This is a genomic window from Polaromonas sp. AET17H-212 (assembly GCF_002379085.1).
In the GTDB taxonomy this organism is placed as follows: Bacteria; Pseudomonadota; Gammaproteobacteria; order Burkholderiales; family Burkholderiaceae_C; genus Polaromonas.
On record NZ_NBZW01000001.1, the window covers coordinates 91902 to 112228 of the forward strand.

The 20327-nt window shown below is 63.9% G+C and carries 22 protein-coding genes and 2 tRNA genes; 6 read left to right on the forward strand and 18 right to left on the reverse strand.

Features of this window, described 5'->3' with window-relative positions; translation table 11 throughout:
* Window positions 1-3 precede the first annotated feature (3 nt).
* Window positions 4-1428, forward strand: a complete 1425-nt coding sequence (gene boxB, locus B7G53_RS00415) for a benzoyl-CoA 2,3-epoxidase subunit BoxB (RefSeq protein ID WP_096662295.1) — start codon at window positions 4-6, stop codon at window positions 1426-1428.
* A gap of 72 nt (window positions 1429-1500) precedes the next feature.
* Here the strand turns inward: boxB and B7G53_RS00420 are convergent, their stop codons facing one another.
* The 4 genes from B7G53_RS00420 to B7G53_RS00435 all read right to left on the reverse strand — a co-directional run bounded on the left by B7G53_RS00420 (window position 1501) and on the right by B7G53_RS00435 (window position 2973).
* Window positions 1501-1887, reverse strand: coding sequence for a DUF488 domain-containing protein (locus B7G53_RS00420; RefSeq protein WP_096662296.1), 387 nt, complete (start codon window positions 1885-1887; stop codon window positions 1501-1503).
* A 70-nt stretch (window positions 1888-1957) separates the two neighbouring features.
* A tRNA-Arg gene (locus tag B7G53_RS00425) sits at window positions 1958-2034 on the reverse strand.
* Between the two features lie 72 nt (window positions 2035-2106).
* Window positions 2107-2183, reverse strand: a tRNA-Pro gene (locus tag B7G53_RS00430).
* Window positions 2184-2268: 85 nt separating this feature from the next.
* Window positions 2269-2973 carry a glutathione binding-like protein gene (locus B7G53_RS00435; protein WP_096662297.1) on the reverse strand — a complete coding sequence of 235 codons (705 nt, stop codon included), beginning with the start codon at window positions 2971-2973 and terminating at the stop codon, window positions 2269-2271.
* Between the two features lie 96 nt (window positions 2974-3069).
* Here B7G53_RS00435 and B7G53_RS00440 point away from each other — a divergent pair, with 96 nt between their 5' ends.
* On the forward strand, window positions 3070-3753 hold the full coding sequence (locus B7G53_RS00440; RefSeq protein ID WP_096662298.1) for a hypothetical protein: 684 nt from the start codon (window positions 3070-3072) through the stop codon (window positions 3751-3753).
* An 85-nt stretch (window positions 3754-3838) separates the two neighbouring features.
* On the opposite strand, the gene B7G53_RS00445 is transcribed toward B7G53_RS00440, so the two are convergent.
* From B7G53_RS00445 to B7G53_RS00465, 5 genes are all read right to left on the reverse strand, one after another.
* Complete coding sequence (locus B7G53_RS00445) at window positions 3839-5098, reverse strand: acyl-CoA dehydrogenase family protein (protein ID WP_096662299.1); 1260 nt, start codon at window positions 5096-5098, stop codon at window positions 3839-3841.
* A gap of 42 nt (window positions 5099-5140) precedes the next feature.
* Window positions 5141-6241 carry a phosphotransferase gene (locus tag B7G53_RS00450; RefSeq protein WP_096662300.1) on the reverse strand — a complete coding sequence of 367 codons (1101 nt, stop codon included), beginning with the start codon at window positions 6239-6241 and terminating at the stop codon, window positions 5141-5143.
* A 4-nt stretch (window positions 6242-6245) separates the two neighbouring features.
* Window positions 6246-6971, reverse strand: coding sequence for a Crp/Fnr family transcriptional regulator (locus tag B7G53_RS00455; protein ID WP_077594314.1), 726 nt, complete (start codon window positions 6969-6971; stop codon window positions 6246-6248).
* A gap of 131 nt (window positions 6972-7102) precedes the next feature.
* A complete protein-coding gene (locus B7G53_RS00460; RefSeq protein WP_096662301.1) occupies window positions 7103-7882 on the reverse strand; it encodes an oxepin-CoA hydrolase, alternative type in 780 nt (259 codons plus the stop codon).
* A 161-nt stretch (window positions 7883-8043) separates the two neighbouring features.
* The gene (locus tag B7G53_RS00465; RefSeq protein ID WP_096662302.1) at window positions 8044-9564 is read right to left on the reverse strand and encodes a 3-hydroxyacyl-CoA dehydrogenase; all 1521 of its coding nucleotides are present in this window, start codon (window positions 9562-9564) and stop codon (window positions 8044-8046) included.
* Window positions 9565-9948: 384 nt separating this feature from the next.
* Here B7G53_RS00465 and B7G53_RS00470 point away from each other — a divergent pair, with 384 nt between their 5' ends.
* A complete protein-coding gene (locus B7G53_RS00470) occupies window positions 9949-11586 on the forward strand; it encodes an emp24/gp25L/p24 family protein (RefSeq protein ID WP_141396256.1) in 1638 nt (545 codons plus the stop codon).
* 66 nt (window positions 11587-11652) lie between these two features.
* Here the strand turns inward: B7G53_RS00470 and B7G53_RS00475 are convergent, their stop codons facing one another.
* The 3 genes from B7G53_RS00475 to lexA all read right to left on the reverse strand — a co-directional run bounded on the left by B7G53_RS00475 (window position 11653) and on the right by lexA (window position 14086).
* Window positions 11653-12660 carry a D-2-hydroxyacid dehydrogenase family protein gene (locus B7G53_RS00475; RefSeq protein ID WP_096662304.1) on the reverse strand — a complete coding sequence of 336 codons (1008 nt, stop codon included), beginning with the start codon at window positions 12658-12660 and terminating at the stop codon, window positions 11653-11655.
* 183 nt (window positions 12661-12843) lie between these two features.
* Entirely contained in the window at window positions 12844-13062 is a 219-nt protein-coding gene (locus B7G53_RS23095; RefSeq protein WP_255249868.1) for a hypothetical protein, read from the reverse strand.
* Window positions 13063-13393: 331 nt separating this feature from the next.
* Window positions 13394-14086, reverse strand: coding sequence for a transcriptional repressor LexA (gene lexA / locus B7G53_RS00485; protein ID WP_176491238.1), 693 nt, complete (start codon window positions 14084-14086; stop codon window positions 13394-13396).
* 127 nt (window positions 14087-14213) lie between these two features.
* Here lexA and B7G53_RS00490 point away from each other — a divergent pair, with 127 nt between their 5' ends.
* From B7G53_RS00490 to B7G53_RS00500, 3 genes are read left to right on the forward strand one after another with little or no spacing between them, the layout of a single operon-like run.
* On the forward strand, window positions 14214-15173 hold the full coding sequence (locus B7G53_RS00490; protein ID WP_096662306.1) for an asparaginase: 960 nt from the start codon (window positions 14214-14216) through the stop codon (window positions 15171-15173).
* Between the two features lie 4 nt (window positions 15174-15177).
* Window positions 15178-15597 (forward strand): hypothetical protein, encoded by a 420-nt coding sequence (locus tag B7G53_RS00495; RefSeq protein WP_096662307.1) that lies wholly within the window; start codon window positions 15178-15180, stop codon window positions 15595-15597.
* 27 nt (window positions 15598-15624) lie between these two features.
* The gene (locus tag B7G53_RS00500) at window positions 15625-16104 is read left to right on the forward strand and encodes a DUF6152 family protein (protein WP_096662308.1); all 480 of its coding nucleotides are present in this window, start codon (window positions 15625-15627) and stop codon (window positions 16102-16104) included.
* 79 nt (window positions 16105-16183) lie between these two features.
* Here the strand turns inward: B7G53_RS00500 and adk are convergent, their stop codons facing one another.
* From adk to B7G53_RS00530, 6 genes are all read right to left on the reverse strand, one after another.
* The gene (gene adk / locus B7G53_RS00505; protein WP_096662309.1) at window positions 16184-16840 is read right to left on the reverse strand and encodes an adenylate kinase; all 657 of its coding nucleotides are present in this window, start codon (window positions 16838-16840) and stop codon (window positions 16184-16186) included.
* 109 nt (window positions 16841-16949) lie between these two features.
* Entirely contained in the window at window positions 16950-17717 is a 768-nt protein-coding gene (kdsB, locus tag B7G53_RS00510) for a 3-deoxy-manno-octulosonate cytidylyltransferase (protein ID WP_096662310.1), read from the reverse strand.
* A 10-nt stretch (window positions 17718-17727) separates the two neighbouring features.
* Entirely contained in the window at window positions 17728-17910 is a 183-nt protein-coding gene (locus B7G53_RS00515; RefSeq protein WP_096662311.1) for a Trm112 family protein, read from the reverse strand.
* Window positions 17891-18901 carry a tetraacyldisaccharide 4'-kinase gene (lpxK, locus tag B7G53_RS00520; protein WP_096662817.1) on the reverse strand — a complete coding sequence of 337 codons (1011 nt, stop codon included), beginning with the start codon at window positions 18899-18901 and terminating at the stop codon, window positions 17891-17893. The genes B7G53_RS00515 and lpxK overlap by 20 nt, the downstream gene beginning before the upstream one ends.
* 41 nt (window positions 18902-18942) lie before the next feature.
* Window positions 18943-19371: an ExbD/TolR family protein gene (locus tag B7G53_RS00525; protein WP_096662312.1), complete on the reverse strand. Its 429-nt coding sequence runs from the start codon at window positions 19369-19371 to the stop codon at window positions 18943-18945.
* Window positions 19372-19405: 34 nt separating this feature from the next.
* Entirely contained in the window at window positions 19406-20044 is a 639-nt protein-coding gene (locus tag B7G53_RS00530; protein WP_096662313.1) for a MotA/TolQ/ExbB proton channel family protein, read from the reverse strand.
* Window positions 20045-20327 lie beyond the last annotated feature (283 nt).

Consider the following 20327-nt stretch of genomic DNA (forward strand, 5'->3'; position numbering starts at 1 on the left):
ACCATGAGTACCATTGACCTGCAAGCCCTGATCCCCAACAACGTCAACCTCGGCGAAAACCGCCAGCTGCAGCGTGCCCTCGAGCACTGGCAGCCGGCCTTCATGAGCTGGTGGGACGAAATGGGCCCGAGCGACTTCAATGCCAAGGAGGTCTACCTGCGCACCGCCGTCGGCGTGGACGCTTCCGGCTGGGCCAGCTACGGCTACACGCCGATGCCCGACTACCGCTGGGGCATCTTCCTGGCCGACCAGGAAGAAAACCGCAAGATCGGTTTTGGCGACCACATGGGTGAGGACGTCTGGCAGGAAGTGCCGGGCGAGTACCGCAGTGCTTTCCGCCGCCTGATCGTGACCCAGGGCGACACCGAGCCGGCGTCCGTCGAGCAGCAGCGCCTGCTGGGCCACACCGCGCCCAGTTTGTACGACCTGCGCAACCTGTTCCAGGTCAACGTCGAGGAAGGCCGCCACCTCTGGGCCATGGTCTACCTGCTGCACGCCCACTTCGGCCGTGACGGCCGCGAGGAGGCCGAAGAGCTCTTGACGCGCCACAGCGGCGACGCCGACAAGCCGCGCATCCTGGGCACCTTCAACGAGCCCATGGACAACTGGCTGAGTTTCTTCATGTTCACCTATTTCACCGACCGCGACGGCAAGTTCCAGCTCAAGTCGTTCGCCGAAAGCGCGTTTGATCCGCTGGCCCGCACCACGCGTTTCATGCTGACCGAAGAAGCGCACCACATGTTTGTCGGCGAGACCGGCATCGGCCGCGTGATCAAGCGCACGCTGGAAGTCATGAAGGAGCTGGACACCGACAACGTGGACACCCTGCGCAAGGCCGGCGTGATCGACCTGCCGACCATCCAGAAATTCATGAACTTCTGGTTCACCTCCTCGCTGGACCTGTTCGGCTCGGAGGCCTCGTCGAATGCCGCCAACTACTTCAGCAACGGCATCAAGGGCCGGCCCGACGAAGCCAAGTTTGCCGACCACGTCGAACGCGAGAGCGAAATGACCATCCAGGTGCCGGACGGCAAGGGCGGGCTGAAGAACGAAACGATTTCCACACGCAACGGCATGAACGAAATCACCCGCCTGGAATACGTGAAAGACTGCAATGTCGGCGTGACGCGCTGGAACATGGCGATCAAACGAGCCGGCGTGGACTTCGAGCTGGGCCTGCCAAACTCGCGTTTTCGCCGCAGCGTCGGCGCCTGGTCGGCCGCCCACACCGACCCGCAGGGCAACCCGATCAGCGCCGCCGAGTTTGAGGCGAAAAAAGACGCCTGGCTGCCGACGGACGAAGACAAGACCTTTATCCACAGCCTGATGCAGCGCGTGACCGAGCCCGGTAAAATGGCCGGCTGGATCGCACCGCCGGACCGCGGCATCAATGCCAACGCAGTCGAGTATGAATACGTGAAGCTGTGATCTGAAGTTTCAGGCCCAAGCCTGAGCCAACAAGCCCCGGGCGCGCATGCGCTGCGGGGCTTTTTTGATGCATCAGCTGATCAGGGCGCCGCGCTCCTTGAGCAGATCCCGCAGCAGCGAACGGTGGCAGCGCGCTTCGTTCTCGCAATAACAACCCATCGCAAAATTCGTCTGGTGCGACAAGGCCGCCAGCAGGTCCAGGTTGCGGCTGGCATCGGGCTCGTTCATTTCGGTGCGGTATTTTTTGCTGAATACGACCCAGTCCTTGTCGGTTTCCACCGCCTGGCCGAGTTTCATGGTCTCCGCGCTGGGGGCCAGGTTGGGGTACCAGACGTCGTACCAGTCCTGCGCAGCGAATTCACTTTTGGGCACGCCGCGCGGTGGCCGCCGCACCGTGCCTATGCGCAGGCCTTCTCCGCTGCTTCGGGCGGTACCCAACCGGATGATTTTTACTGCCATGGGAGGTCCTTTCAGCACAGGCGATTCAGCGCCATTTTGAACGGTTTTGGATGACGGCAGTGGCGTGTGGTGGTCTGCCCGGAGGGGATCGAACCCCCGACCCTCAGCTTAGAAGGCTGATGCTCTATCCAACTGAGCTACGGGCAGAAAAAGCGGCTACAGGCGAATGTAAACGCAGATGCGAAAAAAGCCCACAAGAGTGAGCTTTTTTGGATTTTTTGGTCGGAGTACAAGGATTCGAACCTTGGACCCCCTGGTCCCAAACCAGGTGCGCTACCAGACTGCGCCACACTCCGACAAGAACAAGATTATAGACCGAACCGGCAGCCCGCTGAGCGCTGCGCTGAATTATTTCGCGGACTGAAGTTGGTGGCGGGAGATTCAGTGTTTCTGGTATTGCGTTTTACCGAACAGGATGTCCCGCGACTTGTCGTCGGTGATGGGGCGGCGCAACTCGGCCAGCACCTTGACGCCGCGCTGCACGGCGGGCCGGGCAGCGATAAGGTCAAACCATTTCTTGAGATGCGGGTAGTCTGCCCAGTCAATGCCGTGGTTTTCCCAGTTGCGCAGCCACGGGAAGATGGCGATGTCGGCCACCGTGTACTGGTTGCAGGCGATGAACTTGCTGCCTGCCAGCTGCTGGTTCATCACACCGTAGAGCCGCCGGGTCTCGTTGGTGTAGCGGTTGATTGCGTACTCTATTTTCTCGGGCGCGTACTGGCGAAAGTGGTGGGTCTGTCCGATCATGGGGCCGACGCTGCCCATCTGGAACATCAGCCACTGCAGGACCTGGAACTTCAACCGGTCGCTCTTGGGCAGGAACTTGCCGGTTTTGGCCGCCAGGTACAGCAGGATGGCGCCGGATTCGAACAGCGCCATGGGTTTGCCGTCCGGCCCCTCGGGGTCCACCAGCGCGGGAATCTTGTTGTTCGGGCTGATCGCCAGGAACCCGGGCCTGAACTGGTCGCCTGCGCCGATATCGACTGGAATCGCTTCCCAGTCGCGCCCGAGGCGAAAACCGCATTCTTCCAGCATGATGTGGACCTTGTGGCCGTTGGGTGTGGGCCAGGAATAGACTTTGAGCATGTACGCAACCTTTGGAACTATGATGACAAAGAGGCCGTCCGCGGCCCTTGCTGGCGGGTGGACGAGTCGTCAAACTTTAAGAGAAAAGCCGGAATCATGTTTGAGCGCCTGAAAAAAGTCTTGGTGCGAAGCGAGACTCGGCCGCTGGAAGCGGCGAGGTCCGACGCGGTGTCGGAGTGGGCCAGCACGCACGGCTTCAGTTATTCCAGCCAGGGCAAGGGCGCCGGTGTTGTGCTGACCGGCAAGGTGCGCGGCAAGAGCTGGAAGCTGGAGAGCGGGGCGGCCTCACGCGACTACATCGTCGGTGAGGAGCTTCGCGCCCGTGCTGCGCTGGACATCAACGAAGATGCGGCGGTGCTCATCATGAACCGGCCCCTCAAGGAATCGCTGGAAAAACGCGCCTACGCGATTTACACCGACACGCTGCAGACCACGGCCGCCCCCAGCCTGCCTGAGGAAATGCGCTGGCTCGCGATGTACGACGAAGTCGGCTGGAGCAGCCTGGTGCCCGAATTCTGGGAGCGTTACACCGTGCGGGCCGACCGGCGCGAAAATGCCCTGGCATGGCTGGACAGCAACCTGGCCGAATTGCTGCTCCACTGGCCGGCACCGGGCCTGGATGTGCAAACCCCGTTCATCCTGATGCTGCTCCGCGGCAAGGCCTACCTGCGCATGCAGTACAGCCCGCCCAGCATTGCCACGCTGCAACATGCCGCGATCGTGTACACCAGCGCCTGTGAGTCGGCGCTGGCGGGCCTGTCGACGGACATTCCCCTCTGATTCAAGCCAAAAATGGCTTGCGCCCAACAAAGACGGGCGCATTCAGCTATTATTTTTATAGCTAACCAGCGCCCGGTTTTCTCCATCAGCTGCCGCGGGTGATCGGCATCTCGACCTCGCCGGGCATGGCCAGGTGTTTGGCCAGTTCCAGCTTGGCCAGCGAAGCGCGGTGCACTTCATCGGGGCCGTCGGCCAGTCGCAGGGTGCGCTGGTGGGCGTAGGCATAGGCCAGCGGGAAGTCATCGGACACGCCGCCGCCGCCGTGCGCCTGGATGGCCCAGTCGATGATCTGGCAGGCCATGTTGGGCGCGACGACCTTGATCATGGCGATTTCGGCCTTGGCGATCTTGTTGCCGACGGTGTCCATCATGTAGGCCGCTTTCAGCGTCAGCAACCTGGCCTGGTCGATCATGCAGCGTGCGTCGGCAATGCGTTCATGCCAGACCGACTGGCGTGCCACCGGCTTGCCGAAAGCGACGCGGGTGTTCAGGCGCTTGCACATCAGTTCCAGTGCACGTTCGGCAATGCCGATGCTGCGCATGCAATGGTGGATGCGTCCGGGGCCAAGGCGGCCTTGCGCGATTTCAAAGCCGCGGCCTTCGCCAAGCAGCAGGTTGGTTGCCGGGACACGCACGTTGGTCAGGCGCACCTCCATGTGGCCGTGCGGTGCATCGTCGTAGCCGAACACGCTGAGCGGTCGGATCACGGTGATGCCGGGTGCATCGGCCGGCACCAGGATCATGGACTGCTGCTCGTGGCGGCCCGCGTCGGGGTTGGTTTTGCCCATGACGATGTAAATCGCGCAGCGTGGGTCGCCGGCGCCCGACGACCACCATTTCAGGCCGTTGATCACATAGTCGTCACCGTCACGGACGATGCTGCACTGGATGTTGGTGGCGTCGGACGAGGCCACTTCGGGCTCGGTCATCAGGAAGGCGGAACGGATCTCGCCCTTGAGCAGGGGTTCCAGCCAGCGGTCCTTGTTGGCTTCCGAGCCGTAGCGGGCGATCGTTTCCATGTTGCCGGTGTCGGGTGCCGAGCAGTTGAAGATCTCGGGCGCAAATGGCACGCGGCCCATGATTTCGCACAGCGGCGCGTACTCGAGGTTGGACAGGCCCTCCGGTGCACGCGGCGAATGTGGCAGGAACAGATTCCACAAACCGGCCGCGCGGGCCTTGGGCTTGAGTTCCTCGATGATGGTGGTCGGAATCCACGGATTGCCCTTGGCGCGGTTCTCCGCAATCTCGCGGAAAAAGCGCGCCTCGTTCGGGTAAACATGCTGGTCCATGAACGCCAGCAGGCGGGCCTGCAGTTCCTGGACCTTGGGGGTGTAGTTGAATTCCATCGTTATCTCCTGGAGTGGCGTCGTCGTAAAGGGGGAGGGCGGTCAGGCGCTCTGTGATTGGCTCTTCTGCGCAAAGTCCCAGGCCATCCGTGCCAGCGCGGGAGCGCCTTTGGCGGAGGCGACGGCCTGGGCGCTGGCCGCGGTGCCGGCTTCAACCCGCTTGGCGATGCCCTGCAAAATGGCCGCGAGCCGGAACAGGTTGTAGGCGAGGTAGAAATTCCAGTCGGCCTTGATCAGCTCGGGACTGGCAAAGCCGGTGCGTTCGCAGTACAGGCGGATGTACTCGGCCTCGGTCGGAATGCCCAGGCTGGCCACGTCCAGTCCGCCGATGCCGCGAAAAGCGCCGGGCGGAATGTGCCAGGCCATGCAGTGGTAGCTGAAGTCGGCCAGCGGATGGCCGAGGGTCGAGAGTTCCCAGTCCAGCACGGCGAGCACGCGCGGCTCGGTCGGGTGGAACATCAGGTTGTCGAGGCGGAAGTCGCCGTGCACGATGGACACCATGCTTTCGTCACGCGCGCTGGCCGGAATGTTCTCGGGCAGCCATGCCATGAGGGCGTCCATTTCGGGGATGGGCTCGGTGATGGAGGCGGCGTACTGCTTGCTCCAGCGGCCGATCTGGCGCTCGAAATAATTGCCCGGTTTGCCATAGTCGGCCAGGCCGCGCTCGGCGAACTTGACCTTGTGCAGGGCGGCAATGACGCGGTTCATTTCCCGGTAGATATCGCCGCGCTGGGCATTCGTCATGCCTGGCAAGGCCTGGTCCCACAGGACACGCCCCTCGACAAACTCCATCACGTAGAAGGCGCGGCCTATCACGGCCTCGTCTTCGCACAGGCAGTACATCCTGGCGACCGGCACGTCGGTGCCCTGCAGGCCGGTCATGACCTTGAACTCGCGCTCGACCGCGTGGGCCGAAGGCAGCAGTTTCGCGACCGGCCCCGGCTTGGCGCGCATCACGTACGAGCGTTGCGGCGTGATCAGCTTGTAGGTCGGGTTGGACTGGCCGCCCTTGAAGATCTCGGCGCTCAGCGGTCCCTGGAAACCCGGCAGGTGCCTCTCGAGGTAGGCGCTCAGCGCTTCCAGGTCAAAAGCGTGCGGGCCCGAGACTTCGCGGGTGCCCAGGAAATGGTCAAAGTTGCTCATGGCTTTATTTTTCCAGGTCGGCTTCAGAAATACGCATGAGTGCTTCGCGGTTGCGCACCACCAGGCCGCCCGGTTCGATGCGGATGGCGTCCTCGCGTTCCATGGCCTTGAGTTCCTGGTTCACGCGTTGACGCGAGGCACCCAGCAGCTGCGCCAGTTCTTCCTGCGCCAGTTGCAAGCCGATGCGCACCTCGCGCCCGTCGCTGAGGCTGCTCACGCCGTAACTGCGCACCAGGTGCAGCAGCTGCTTGGCCAGCCGTGCACGCAGGGGCAGGGTGTTGAGGTCTTCCACCAGGCCGTAGAGCTGGCGGATGCGGCGCGCATGCAGGCGCAGCATGGCCTCGTAAAGCTCCACATGCGCGGCCAGGATTTTCTTGAAGTCGGCCTTGGCCACACACAGGATGGTGGTCTCGCCGTGTGCGTAAGCGTCGTGCGTGCGCCGGTCGCCGTCGAAGATCGCCACATCGCCGAACCAGATGCCGGGCTCCACATAGGTCAGCGTGATCTGCTTGCCCGAGATCGAGGTCGAACTCACACGCACCGCGCCCTTGGCGCAGGCAATCCATTGTTCCGGCGGGTCGCCGCGGGCGGCGATCAGTTCGCCATCCTTGAAACGTTGGACGTAAGCGCATCGAAGTATGTCGTGCCTGAGTGAGGGGGATAGGGATGAAAACCAGCGGCCACCGTTGATGGCCTCTCTTTCGTCTATCGTAAGAATGGGATCGTCCATAGCCTGTCTTTTGGGTGACTCACAAGAGGGTTATTGTCGCGCCAGCGACGATGCCACAGGCCGCCATCTGTCGCCTCGGTGTCCCGGCCGCCCGCCCCGTGCGCAAGCACGGTCGGCACTCCCGCGGCCGCTCAGTCGTAGACCGGCGGGCGCTTTTCCAGAAAGGCCGCAATGCCTTCGCCGCCATTGGGATGGTGCAGGTTGCGCACGAAATGCCCGCGTTCGGCGTCCAGCTGCTGGCTCAGGGTGTTGGCCGGTGCGTCATTGATGAGTTCCTTGATGCTGGCCAGCACATTGGGCGCACGCGCATTGAGCGTGTCGGCCAGTTTCAGTGCCTCGCTGAGCGCATCACCGGCGGCGACGCTGCGGTTGACCAGGCCGAGCGCATGGAGCCGCGGTGCGCCTATGCGCTCGCCGCACATCAGCAACTCCGCGACCAGCGGGCGCGGCAGGGCCCGGCTCAGGGCCCAGCTGCCGCCGCCGTCAGGCGACAGCGCGACGCTGCTGTAGGCCATCACAAAAACAGCGTTGTCTGCCGCGACCACGAAGTCGCAGGCCAATGCCAGTGAAAAACCGGCGCCGGCCGCGGCGCCCTCGACCGCGGCAATCACCGGTTTCGGGAAGGTGCGTATCGAGTCGATCCAGCTGTGCAGTCCATTGATGCTCTGGGCCTGCACCTCCATGGGCAGTAGCCGGTTGCCCTGCAGGCGATGCAGGTTGCCGCCGGCGCAGAAGTGGCCGCCTTCGCCGGTGATGACCACGCTGCGGATCTCCGGGTTGTTTTCGGCGGCGTTCAGCGCTTCCACGCCCGCGGCATAGATTTCCGGCCCGAGTGCATTCTTGAATTCCGGGTTGCTCAGGGTCAGCACCAGGGTGGCGCCGTCGCTGGTGCTTTTGAGTGCGCCTGCCATGTCAGTTTTTCCAGTTCAGCGAAATGAGGTAGAGGCAGGGACGGCGTCCCCGTACAGGTTTCCCTGCAAGCAGGGGCCGCGGAACTGGCTTCGCCAGGCCGCAGGCGCCGCCCCCTCGAGGGGGGAAGGCGCTACACGCAGTGAGCGTCCGACGGGGGGAGTCATGGCTCTTCGTGCATCAGGCTCAGGCCAATCGCGCCGCGGCGGCGCAGCCACGGGGAAGGGCGGTAACGCGGATCGCCGTACACGGTCTGCATGTTGAACAGCACTTCGAGGATGTTGGTGGGACCGTAACGGTCACCCATGGCGAGCGGACCCATGGGATAGCCCAGGCCCAGCGTGACGGCGGTCTCCAGGTCTTTGGGGCTGCAGATGCCCTGCTGGCAGATGTCGCTGGCAATGTTGACGATGGCGGCCACCACACGCTGTGTGACAAAGCCACCGCTGTCACGGATCACGCTGACGGCCTTGCCGTCGCGCGCAAACAGCGCGTGCGCGGCGTCGCGCATGTCGCTGCGGGTGGCAGGGTTGGTCGCCAGCACGCGGCGCTTGCAGGCTGCGTCGTCGATCAGCATGTCGATGCCCACCGTGCGTGCGGGGTCGAGTCGTTCGACCACGGCCACGGTGGTGATGTCAAAGCCCAGGGGCGCGACCAGCACCAGTGCATGCATCGAAGGTGACGCGCCGGTCTCTATGCTGGCGCCGAGGTTCTTGAGCAGTTGCAGCAGCTCCGATCGGCGCGCCGCCCGCGGCGACACCCAGACCGGCGGCATCTCGGCCACCACCGGCACGGCCGGCTCTGCAGGGGTTTGTGCGGCGCCGTCGGTGTAGCGGTAAAACCCTTCGCCGGTTTTGCGGCCCAGCAGGCCGCCGGCCAGGCGCTGCGCCGTGATCACGCTGGGGCGGTAGCGCGGTTCCTCGTAATACTGGTGGTACACCGACTCCATCACCGGGTGCGAGACATCAAGCGCGGTCAGGTCCATCAGTTCAAACGGCCCGAGCTTGAAACCGGCCTGGTCCTTGAGGATGAGGTCGATGGTGGCGAAATCGGCAATGCCTTCGCTGACAATGCGCAGGGCCTCGGTGCCGTAGGCCCGTCCGGCGTGGTTGACGATGAAGCCCGGCGTGTCCTGGGCCTGCACCGGCGTATGGCCCATTTGCCGCGCATAGTCGGCCAGCGCGCTGCAGGTTGCGGCGTCCGTCTTGAGGCCGGCAATCACCTCGACCACCTTCATCAGCGGAACAGGGTTGAAAAAATGGTAACCGGCAAAACGCCCCGGGTGCTTGAGTCCGGCGGCAATGGCCGTGATGGACAGCGAGGATGTGTTGCTCACCAGGATGGTTTGTCCGGAAACAACACTTTCCAGCGACAAAAACAGTGACTTCTTCACATCCAGACGTTCGACGACCGCTTCGATAACGAGGTCGCAATCGGCCAGATCTTCAAGTGTGTCAGCGCGCAGCAGGCGGGCTTTGTGGCCGGTGGCCAGGCCGCTGTCGAGGCGGCCCTTGTCCACCAGTTTGTCCCACTGCGCCGCCAGAGCGTCGCGCGCCTTGTCGGCGGCACCGGCCTGGGTGTCGAACAGCTTGACGGTGCTGCCCGCCTGAGCGGCGATTTGTGCAATGCCCCGGCCCATGGCGCCCGTGCCAACCAGGCCAACAGTTTTAAAAAGAGGTTTCATGGAAAAGTATTATCCAGCAGCCCGGACCGCGTTCCACATCCTGCTGGAGAGGCGTTCGCAGGGCCCGCGTCGTTTGCGCGGTCATGGGCCGAGAGTTAGACTTGTGCGTCGGTTTTAGCCACGATGGTGCAGGGACGTGGGCTGCGGGGGCAGACGGGTCGGCCCCGGGGCCGTGTCTTTTTTTCGTTCAAGTGACCTCTGCCTGCACTTCCTGCAGGGGCCGGACATGCCAGAATCAGCCAAGTGAACACCTTTTTGCATCCACTCCAACACCGTGCCCTGCTGACAGGGGGCCTGTGGCTGTGTCTGTCGGCGGGTGCTTTGGCGGTGACATTGGGGCCCAGCACCCGGTCGGCCGTGCTGGGCCAACCGCTGGATCTTTCCATGCAGCTGATGCTTGACTCCGGGGATGACCCGCAGGCGCTGTGTCTTGAAGCCGATGTTTTCTACGTGGACAAGCCGCTCGACAAGGCCAGTGTCCGGATAACGCCGGAAAAGGGCGCCACCGCCCCGGACTGGCTGGTCCATATCCGCTCTGCGATACCCGTCGAAGGACCCGTGGTCACCGTGCATCTGCGTGCCGGGTGCGTACAGAAAACCATACGCCGTTATGTGGTGCTGGCGGCCACCAAACCGCGCGCGGTGGGGGCCCCTCTGCAAACCACGCTTGTGGCGGGAGATCCGCCGCCACTGTCTGCGGGCGCACCACCGGCGGAGTCAGCGGTGGCCGGCACAGCGGACGGCAACAAGGTCCAGGCGCTGGAAGCAGAGCTTCGCCAGTTGCGTGCAGACATGATGCGCAACCAGGCGGCGCTGGCCGAAAACCGGCAGCAACTCGAGCAGGCCGAGAATGCGCGATTTGGCAGGGTGGTTGTGTATGGCCTGGCCGCACTTTTTTCCATCGCGGTCATGGGCCTGCTTTTCCTGTGGTACCTGCGCTCCACCGCCCAGGCAGCGGCCGCCGTCTCTTCCTCCGAGAACAGCACTTTCAGCCCGGAATCCGGCCTCTCGACAGGCTTGCCGATGGCGGTTGCAAGCCGGACCGCTGATCTCGACGCCAATGAGTCGCTTTTCGACGAGCTCAGGCGCGCGTCCCGCTATCCAGCGGCCGAATCCATCCCGTCGCTGCCACCCCGCGATCGCCCCCGTTTCTCGGTCAGCGTGCCTTTCGTACCGCGGACCGTCAAGGTTCCGGAACTGTTCGATCTTCAGCAGCAGGTGGAGTTTTTCAGCTCCCTGGGTCAGCAGGCCAATGCCATCGCGCTGTTGCGCAAGCACCTGGTCGACAACGTCAAAACCAGTGCGCTGGTTTATCTGGACCTGCTGGATCTCTACCACCAGACCGGCGATGTGCAGAACTACGAGGACCTGCGTGACGATGTCAACAAGGTTTTCAGCACCCGGATCGCACCCTTCGACCGTTATGTGCCGGCCAGTGCGGGAGGCGCCGCTTATGCCGCCATTTTGGCGCAGATCCAGGCCGCGTGGCCGACGCGGCGGGTCTTCAGGATCATTGAAGAGGCCCTGTTTCGGGAGCCTGGCGACGGCGCGGCGGTGCTGGCCCTGGAGGAGTATCGCGAACTGCTGCTGCTGTATGCCGTGGGCCGCGAAATCATCGAACTGGAATCCGGCTCGGCAGGCCGCGGCGGCGATGCCCAGTGGCCTGATCTGGCCATGCAGCCGAGGTCTTCGCCGCGCCTGGGTCTGGACATCGACCTGACCCGGCTGTCAGGCGGCAGCGACAGCAAGCCTGCGGGCAACCAGGCAACGGCCAGGACTTCATCGGCGGCGGGGCGTGTGTCCCGGATGGAACCTGTACGGGCCGGTTCCCCCGCCAGCCTTGCGACACTGCCGCACACGGCACAGCGCAGGGACGCTCAGCGCACCGGTGGGGCCTCCCCGGCCTCACCGTTGTCCATTGCGCCCAACGCCGTGAGGCCGACGGGGCTGGATTCCCTGGTGGACTTTGATGACTACGACACGGGCTACCGGCCCGACGATGTCGACAAATCCCGACGCTGAGCGTCCGGATCTATAACCGCCTGCCGCCGGAGCCGCCTGCGCTCGCGGCCTTGCGCCCTTTGAGCTTCAACGCCGTACCTGCAATGCGCCGGGGTTGACGATGTTGGTGGGCGTGCCCTTGATGAAGTTGACCACGTTGTCGAAGGCAGCGCTGAAATACATCTCGTAGCTTTCCTGCTCCACATAACCGATATGCGGCGTGCAGATGCAGTTCTCCAGGCGCAGCAAGGCATGTCCCTGCAGGATGGGTTCAGACTCGAATACATCGACGGCCGCCATTCCCGGACGCCCGCGGTTCAGGCTGGCAATCAGTGCTTCAGGTTCAATCAATTCGGCGCGTGAGGTGTTGACCAGCACGGACGAGGTTTTCATCAGCGCCAGGTCTTCCAGTGTGACGGCCCCGCGTGTGTCGTCCTGCAGCCGCAGGTGCAGGCTGAGCACATCGCTGTCCCTGAAAAATTCGTTCTTGGAAAGGGCCACTTCATAACCATCGGCCTGGGCACGTGCGCGCGAGGCCTGGCTGCCCCACACCAGCACGCGCATGCCGAAAGCGCGGCCATAACCGGCAACAATCTGGCCGATCTTGCCGTAGCTCCAGATGCCCAGGGTCTTGCCCTTGAGTACCGAGCCGATGCCGAAGTTGGGCGGCATCGAGGCGTTTTTCAGGCCGGCCTGCTGCCAGGCGCCGTGCTTGAGGTGCGAGACATAGTGCGGAATCCGGCGCATGGCGGCCATGATCAGGGCCCAGGTGAGTTCTGCCGGTGCCGTGGGGGAGCCCACGCCCTCGGCGACGACAATGCCGCGCTCGGTACAGGCGCCGACATCGACATGACTTCCAACGCGGCCGGTCTGCGCAATCATCTTGAGCTTGGGCAGTTTCTCAATCAACTGGCGTGGCAAATGCGTCCGCTCACGGATCAACACGACCACATCGGCATCCTTGAGCCGGACGGACAGTTGGCCGATGCCCTTGACGGTGTTGGTGTAGACCTTGGCCTGGTAAGCGTCGAGTTTCGCGGCACAGGCTAGCTTGCGCACCGCATCCTGGTAGTCGTCAAGGATCACAATATTCATGCCGATATTGTGCCTGCAAGTTTTCCCTCGGGGACGCGGCACGACATGAAGGCGTGTCGCAGTCCCGGAAAGGAACGCAACGGTCCTGCCATGTGGCCAACGGCTGGGCGGCAGCAGGTGCCGGCAACGGTTTTTACGGCATGTGACAGGGCAGGCGCCGGGGCACCCGGCCCGCCAGCTTCTTCAGGCGGACTGGACCGCTGCCTCTCGTTGGGCCATGCGATCGAGTTCGGCGCAGACATCGGCCATGCGGCCCGAAATGACCATGCGGCCGGCGCATGAAGGGCTCACGCCGGCCTCAAATTCGCGGACGATTTTCAGCCGGCGCGGCGACGTGGCCTTGGCCACGGTCTGACAAGGTTTGTGGCCTGCCACGGATGCGTGGCGGACGCCGGTGGCCATGGTTTTGAGGGCCACTGGCAATTCACCCGTCACCTCGCACCGTGATGCTGCTGTGACAAATGCAGGCAAGGGGGTCACTGGCTGTACCGGCCGCAGCAGAGAGGCAAGCGCCTGCAGTGGCGAGAGCAGCAAGGACAAAAGGGGTGAATGAGCGGGTGAACGTGAAAAAACGGCGATTCCCATGAGAACTCCAGAAGTAGAGGTAAACACAGGCAGGATTGCAAACTGAACAACCGCCGCACCAGGGTGTTGGTCCACGCGACCAAACGCCCGCCACCTGTTGCGCGGAAAAAAATGGGTAGCCCCTGCATGCGCACTGCCCGGACCATGGCTACATCAGCATGGTGTTGCGTATCAGGCCCACTGCCAGGCCCTCGATTTCGAAGGCATCGCCGGGCTCGACCACAATGGTTTTGAAGTCGGGGTTTTCGGGCAGCAGTTCGATCAGGTTCTTGTTGCGGCGGAAACGCTTGACGGTGACGTCATCGCCCAGGCGCGCCACCACGATCTGCCCGTTTTTGGCTTCCTTGGTCTGCTGCACGGCCAGCAGGTCACCGTCCATGATGCCGGCATCGCGCATGCTCATGCCGCGCACCTTGAGCAGGTAGTCGGGCTGGCGCTGGAACAGGCTGCTTTCGAAATAGTAGGTGTGGTCCACATGCTCCTGCGCGAGAATGGGGCTGCCAGCAGCAACCCGCCCCACCAGAGGCAGGGCGAGTTGGGCCAGGCTTTGCAACGGCAGGGAAAACTGTTTGATGCGCGATTCGTTGATGGAGCGCAGGGTGTCGCTGCGCAGGCGGATGCCGCGCGAGGTGCCGCTGACCAGCTCGATCACGCCTTTGCGGGCGAGCGCCTGCAGGTGTTCTTCGGCGGCGTTGGCGGACTTGAACCCGAGTTCGTTGGCAATTTCGGCCCGCGTGGGCGGGGCGCCGGTGCGGGCGATGGCGCTTTGAATCAGTTCAAGTATCTGCTGCTGGCGTGCAGTCAGTTTGGGCATTTCGGAAAAATCGTTGAAGCTGCTCATCACGGGGCTCCTTGTCAAACAGGTGATTCCATCGTCCAGAATGGGATGGGGAATCTTGGCGAGCTGTTTTAATATCCAGTAGCTGTATTTTCATCCAGTTCTTTAAAGAATGCAAGTCTCAACGCTTATGAACAGAAAAATCGTGATTCTGGGTACCGGCGGCACGATTGCCGGCACCGCCGCCAGTGCCTCGGACCATACGGGTTACACCGCCGCGCAGGTGGGCATTGCCCAACTGGTCGAGGCCGTGCCGGCGCTGGCCGAAGGCCCCTGCGATCTGGTGACCGAGCAGGTGGCGCAAATCGACAGCAAGGACATGAGTTTTGCCGTCTGGGCCCGGCTCGCCGCGCGGGTCAGCCACTTCCTGGCGCAGCCCGATGTGCAAGGCATCGTCGTGACACACGGCACCGACACGCTGGAGGAAACCGCCTGGTTCCTGCACGCGTTGCTCCATCCCGGCAAGCCGGTGGTGCTGACCTGTGCGATGCGACCGGCCACGGCGCTGGCGCCGGACGGCCCGCAGAACCTGCTGGACGCGGTGGCTGTCGCCGCGCATCCCGGCGCACGCGGTGTGCTGGCCGTGTGTGCGGGTGTCATTCACGGCGCGCTGGACGTGCAGAAGGTGCATACCTACCGGCTCAACGCCTTCAGCTCCGGCGATGCCGGGCCGGTCGGTTATGTCGAGGAAGGGCGCTTGCGTATGCTGAGAAACTGGCCTGAAGCCCCCGCCCATCAAGCGCCAGCAGCTATCAAAAAAGTAGTAGCGCAGCAGGACGGCTGCAACTGGCCGCGTGTCGAGATCGTGATGAATTACGCGGGTGCCCGCGCTGGTGTGGTGCAGGCGCTGGTGGCCGCGGGCGTGCAGGGCCTGGTGGTAGCGGCAACCGGCAATGGCACGCTGCACCAGGACCTCGAGGCGGCGCTGCTGGAGGCGCAGGCGGCCGGCGTGCGGGTGGTTCGCGCCACCCGTTGCCCGGAGGGCAGGGTGTTGCCCAGGCACGGCGACGTCATTGCGGATTCCCAGGGCCTGAGCCCCGTGAAAGCGCGGGTGGAGCTGATGCTTCAATTGATGGCCGGGCACGGTTGACGCGATGTTCGCAGCCCTGAAATCCCATCTGTGGGCCTACCCGGCGCTGGAGATGGTGCATATCAGCGGCATCGCGTTGCTGCTCGGCAACCTGGTGCTGCTGGAATTGCGCGTGTTCGGCCTGGGTGCGGCCTTGCCCGTCAGGGAACTGGCGCGCCTGAGCCTGGGCCTTGCCCTCAGCGGCTTCGTCATCGCTGCGGCGTCCGGCCTGTTGATGTTTGCCTCCCAGCCGGCCGAGTTGCTGGCCAACCGGGCCTTTACCCTGAAGATGCTGCTGTTATTCACCGCGGCGTGTAATGCAGCCTGGTTCCACGGGCGCGGCTCGCTCGACAAACTCGATGTCTGGGCGCGCGTGCAGATGGGGGTGTCCACCCTGATCTGGCTGACCATACTGGCGTGCGGCCGCTGGATCGCCTACCTCTAAGCAAACCATGCCTCAAGGAGTTGACAGATGAAACGACGTGACGTGATCGGGGCCGTAGGTGCCGTCTCCAGTGTCGGCCTGATGCCTTTTGCGCAGGCGCACCACGGCTGGAGCGGTTTTGACCAGGACCGGCCGATCTACCTCGAAGGCAGGGTGCTCAAGTCCCTCTGGAAAAACCCGCATGTCGAACTCGAAATTGAATTGCCGGCCACGCTGAAACTGCCGGCCGACCTTGCCCAGCGCGCGTTGCCGGCGCAGAGCGCCCCGGTCGATGGCAAGGGGTTGCTGGCCAGGGCCGTCGTGCCCACGCGCCAGGACAGGCGCTGGGAGATCGAGCTGGCGCCCCTGACGCGGCTGCAGGCCTGGAAAGTCGCGGAGATCAAGCCCGGCACGCAGGTTTCGGTGCTGGGCTTCACCTTCGCCGGCGAGAATGGGGACGCGGTATTGCGCGCCGAATACCTGTTTGTCGACGGCAAGGCGTATGGCCTGAGGTCCAGTCCGGCCTGAGTGACGGTGAGTGACGCCGTGCGACGTCCAGCAAAAAGACCGTCTGTCGACGGCCTTTTTTATCGTGCGGTGAGAGCGCTCAGTTCGACAGCGCTGCAAAGGCCCTGGCCGTGATTTCATCCACACCGCCCATGCCGCTGATCGCGCGGTATTTGGGCGCGGCGTCGGGCGCGGCCTTGGCCCAGCTCGAGTAGTAGTCCACCAGCGGACGGGTTTGCGCGCTGTAGACCTCGAGGCGCTTGCGCACGGTTTCTTCCTTGTCGTCTTCACGCTGGATCAGCGGCTCGCCGGTCACGTCGTCCTTGCCTTCCACCTTGGGCGGGTTGAACTTGACGTGGTAGGTGCGGCCCGAGGCCGGGTGCGAACGACGGCCGCTCATGCGTTCGATGATGGCCTCAAACGGCACGTCGATCTCCAGCACGTAGTCCAGCTTCACGCCGGCGGACTTCATCGCGTCGGCCTGGGGAATGGTGCGCGGGAAACCGTCAAACAGAAAGCCCTGGGCGCAGTCCGGCTGGGCGATACGTTCCTTGACCAGGTTGATGATCAGGTCGTCGCTGACCAGCGCGCCGGCGTCCATGATTTTTTTGGCCTCAAGGCCCAGCGGTGTGCCGGCCTTGACGGCGGCACGCAGCATGTCGCCTGTGGAAATCTGGGGAATGCCGTATTTCTGGCAGATGAAGGTCGCTTGCGTTCCCTTGCCCGCGCCTGGCGCGCCCAACAAAATCAGTCTCATGGATATCCTTGGATTTTTATGAATTCGGCAGCAGGCGGGTGGCCTGATGCCGGCCCCGGCCTCACATTATTTTGCTCTGGAGGATAGCATGCGTCCCCCTGCGCGCAGCTTACACAAACAGCCGTCGCACGCGCTCCAGGTCCTCGGGGGTGTCGACGCCGGGCCCGGGTGCCTGCGCGGTGACGTGGACGGCAATGCGGTGGCCGTGCCACAGTGCGCGCAGCTGCTCGAGCTGCTCGAGCCGCTCCAGCGGTGCTTGCGGCAAAACCGGAAATTGCCGCAGGAAGCCGACGCGGTAGCCATAGATGCCCACGTGGCGCAATGGGCGCGGCAGATCCTGCGCCGCCGGGCCGGCCTGCCACCAGGCCTGGCCGGAAAAATCCCGCGTGGCCGGGATAGCTGCGCGGCTGAAATACAGTGCCGTGTCGCGTGCATCCAGCACCACCTTGACGACGTTCGGGTTCAGCAATTCCTCGAGGCTGGCGATGGCATGGGCGGCCGTGCTCATGGCGCAGTCGCTGCGCTGGTCCAGCAGATGGGCCACGGCATCAATCAGCGCCGGGTCGATCAGTGGTTCGTCGCCCTGGACATTGACGACACATTCCCCGTCAGCGAGTCCCAGCAGGTCGCAGGCCTCGGCCAGCCGGTCGCTGCCGCTCGGGTGGTCGGGACGGGTCAGCACGGCGGTCACGCCAAAGGCGGTGCAGGCCGCCACGATCTGGTGGCTGTCGGCCGCCACCACCACGCGGTCCGCTCCACTCTGGATGGCGCGCTGCGCCACCCGGACCACCATGGGCACGCCCGCGATGTCGGCCAGCGGTTTGTCGGGCAGGCGGGTGGACGCGAGGCGGGCCGGGATCAGGACGGTAAAACTCATGCGCGGCGGGTCACAGGCCGAGTTCCTCGTCTGTGAGGGTGCGCGCCTCGCTCTCGAGCATCACCGGCAGTCCGTCGCGAATGGGGTAGGCCAGACGTGCGCTGCGCGAGATCAGCTCCTGTTTTTCACGGTCGTAGTCGAGCGGGCCCTTGGTCACGGGGCAGACCAGCAGTTCAAGCAGTTTGGTGTCCATGGGAGGATGGTAATGGAGAAAGCAGGGGGGCCAGCAAGGCATCGAGCGCTGTGAAAAAGGCCGGTTCGGGTGAAAACTCCAGCGGCACAGCCAACACATCTGCTTGCCGCGGAAACAGCTTGACCGCGTCTTTTTCAGTGCAAATCACGGTGTAGCCCTTGTCCTGCGGACGCGGATAGCTATCAAAACTGTAGTGATCGGGCAATGCCCGGGTTTCGGCCAGCACCAGGCCGCGGTCGCGCAACATGGCAAAAAACGCCTCGGGTTTGGCGATGCCGGCCAGCGCCAGCAGCGACTGGCCGGCCAGGCTCTCGAGTGCCACGCGGCTGCCGTCGGCACGCAGCGCGTGGTCGGCCAGGCGCCGCGTCGAGCCAAAACCCGAAGAGCCCGTAAAGGCGGCGTGTTCGCCGTTGTGCAGCACCAGGTCAATGCCGCGCCCGCCGGCGCGCACGCCGCGTTGCAGGCGGTCCGGCCAGGGCTCGCGCAGGGGGCCGGCCGGCAGTAGCCAGCCGTTGCCGACGCCACGCTCGTCGAACACCGCAATCTCGACGTCACGCTGCAGCGCGTAATGCTGCAGGCCGTCGTCACAGACGATCAGCTGTGTCTGGCAATGGGCAGCGAGCAGCGCACGCGCGGCCTCGACGCGCCGGGATGCTACAAAAACAGGAGCACCCGTCACCCGCCGGATCAGGGCCGGCTCGTCGCCCGACGCGTCGACGGGGGTGCCCGGCAAGACCTCCAGGCAATGCGGGCTGCTACGCCCGTAGCCGCGCGAGACCACCCCGACCTGCAGGCCGCGGGCCTGCAGGTGCTGCACCAGGGCAATCACCGCCGGGGTCTTGCCGGCTCCGCCCGCCACCACGTTGCCCACCACCAGCACCGGCACGGGCAGGCGTTCAGATTTGAAGTAGCCGGCCCGGAAGGCCAGCCGGCGCAATTCGGCCAGCAGGCCGTACAGCCGGGACAGCGGCCAGAGCAGACAGGCAAGCATGCCGCGCCGCAGCCAGGCCTGCTGCAGCCGGGTCGCCACGTTTAACGGGCGCCGGCCTGCGCCGCGCTCTGGGTGGCAAAAGTGATTTGCGTCATGCCGCTGCGCCGGGCCGCTTCCATCACGGTGATGACCGACTGGTGCGTGGCGCTGGCATCGGCGCTGATGATGATCACGCTGTCCTTGCCGGCCTTGGCCGCCGCGACGATGGCCGCAGCCAGGGCCTCAATGCTGCGGCCGGGGACCGGCACCTTGCTGACCATGTAGCGGCCATCGCTGCTGACGGCGACGATCACTTCCTTGGGGTAGTCGCGCTGCTGGTCGGCGTCGGCCACCGGCAGCTTGATCTGCAGTTCGGTGAACTTGCTGTAGGTGGTCGACAACATGAGGAAGATCAGCACCACCAGCAACACGTCGATGAACGGAATCAGGTTGATCTCGGGTTCATCACGCGATGAGCGTCGGAAATTCATGCTGCGCCTCCGCCGCGCCAGGCGTGGGAATTCATCATTTGCGCAGGGTGTTCAGGTGGCGCACAAACCGCTCGGAGGCAATTTCCATGGTGAGCAGGTAACCATCGACACGGGCGCGGAAATAACGCCAGAAGATCAGCGATGGAATCGCCACGATGAGGCCGAAGGCGGTGTTGTACAGCGCAATCGAGATGCCCTGTGCCAGTTGCGCGGGGTTGCCCCCAGCGGCATTGGCCACGCCGCCGCCGCCGGCCTGCGAGCCAAAAATCTCGATCATGCCGATCACCGTGCCGAGCAGGCCCAGCAGCGGTGCGGCCGAGGCAATGGTGGCCAGCGCCGCCAGGTAACGCTCCAGCGTGTGGGCGGCGCGCCGGCCCGCACCCTCGAGCGTGGAGCGCAGATCGTCCTCGCTGATGCGCGGGTTGGTGTTGAGCGCACGAAAACCGCTGGCCAGCACCTGCCCGAGCAGGGAGTTCTGTTCGAGGTGCGAAACCACGTCGGGGGCGGGCACCGTGCTGCGTGAGACAGTGATGGCCTCGTCCAGCAGCCGGGGCGGGGCGATTTTTCCGGTTTTGAGGCTGACAAACCGTTCGATGACCAGGGCCAGGGCCAGGATGGAGCAGGCAACCAGGGGCCAGATGGGCCAGCCTGCGGCTTGTATGATCGAAAACAAGTAAACGTCTCCCGGCAAATAGTTGCTGTGGATTATGGCCCAGCCGGGGGGCGCGCCCCGGATGCGGCGTTGTCAATTCGCTGCCTTTGCGCGTTGGAGGGTTGTAGGACCTAACCCACAGATCTTGTGGATAACTTTGTTAGCAAGTAGCCGGCGGGAGGCCGCCAAGCCGCGCCAAATGGGCCCTGTGACAGAACGATGAAAAAATAAGCGGAATATTGTTCCTATAAATCAATGAGTTACATGAATTTATCTAGGCTTCCCCGGCAAACCAGAGGTTTGA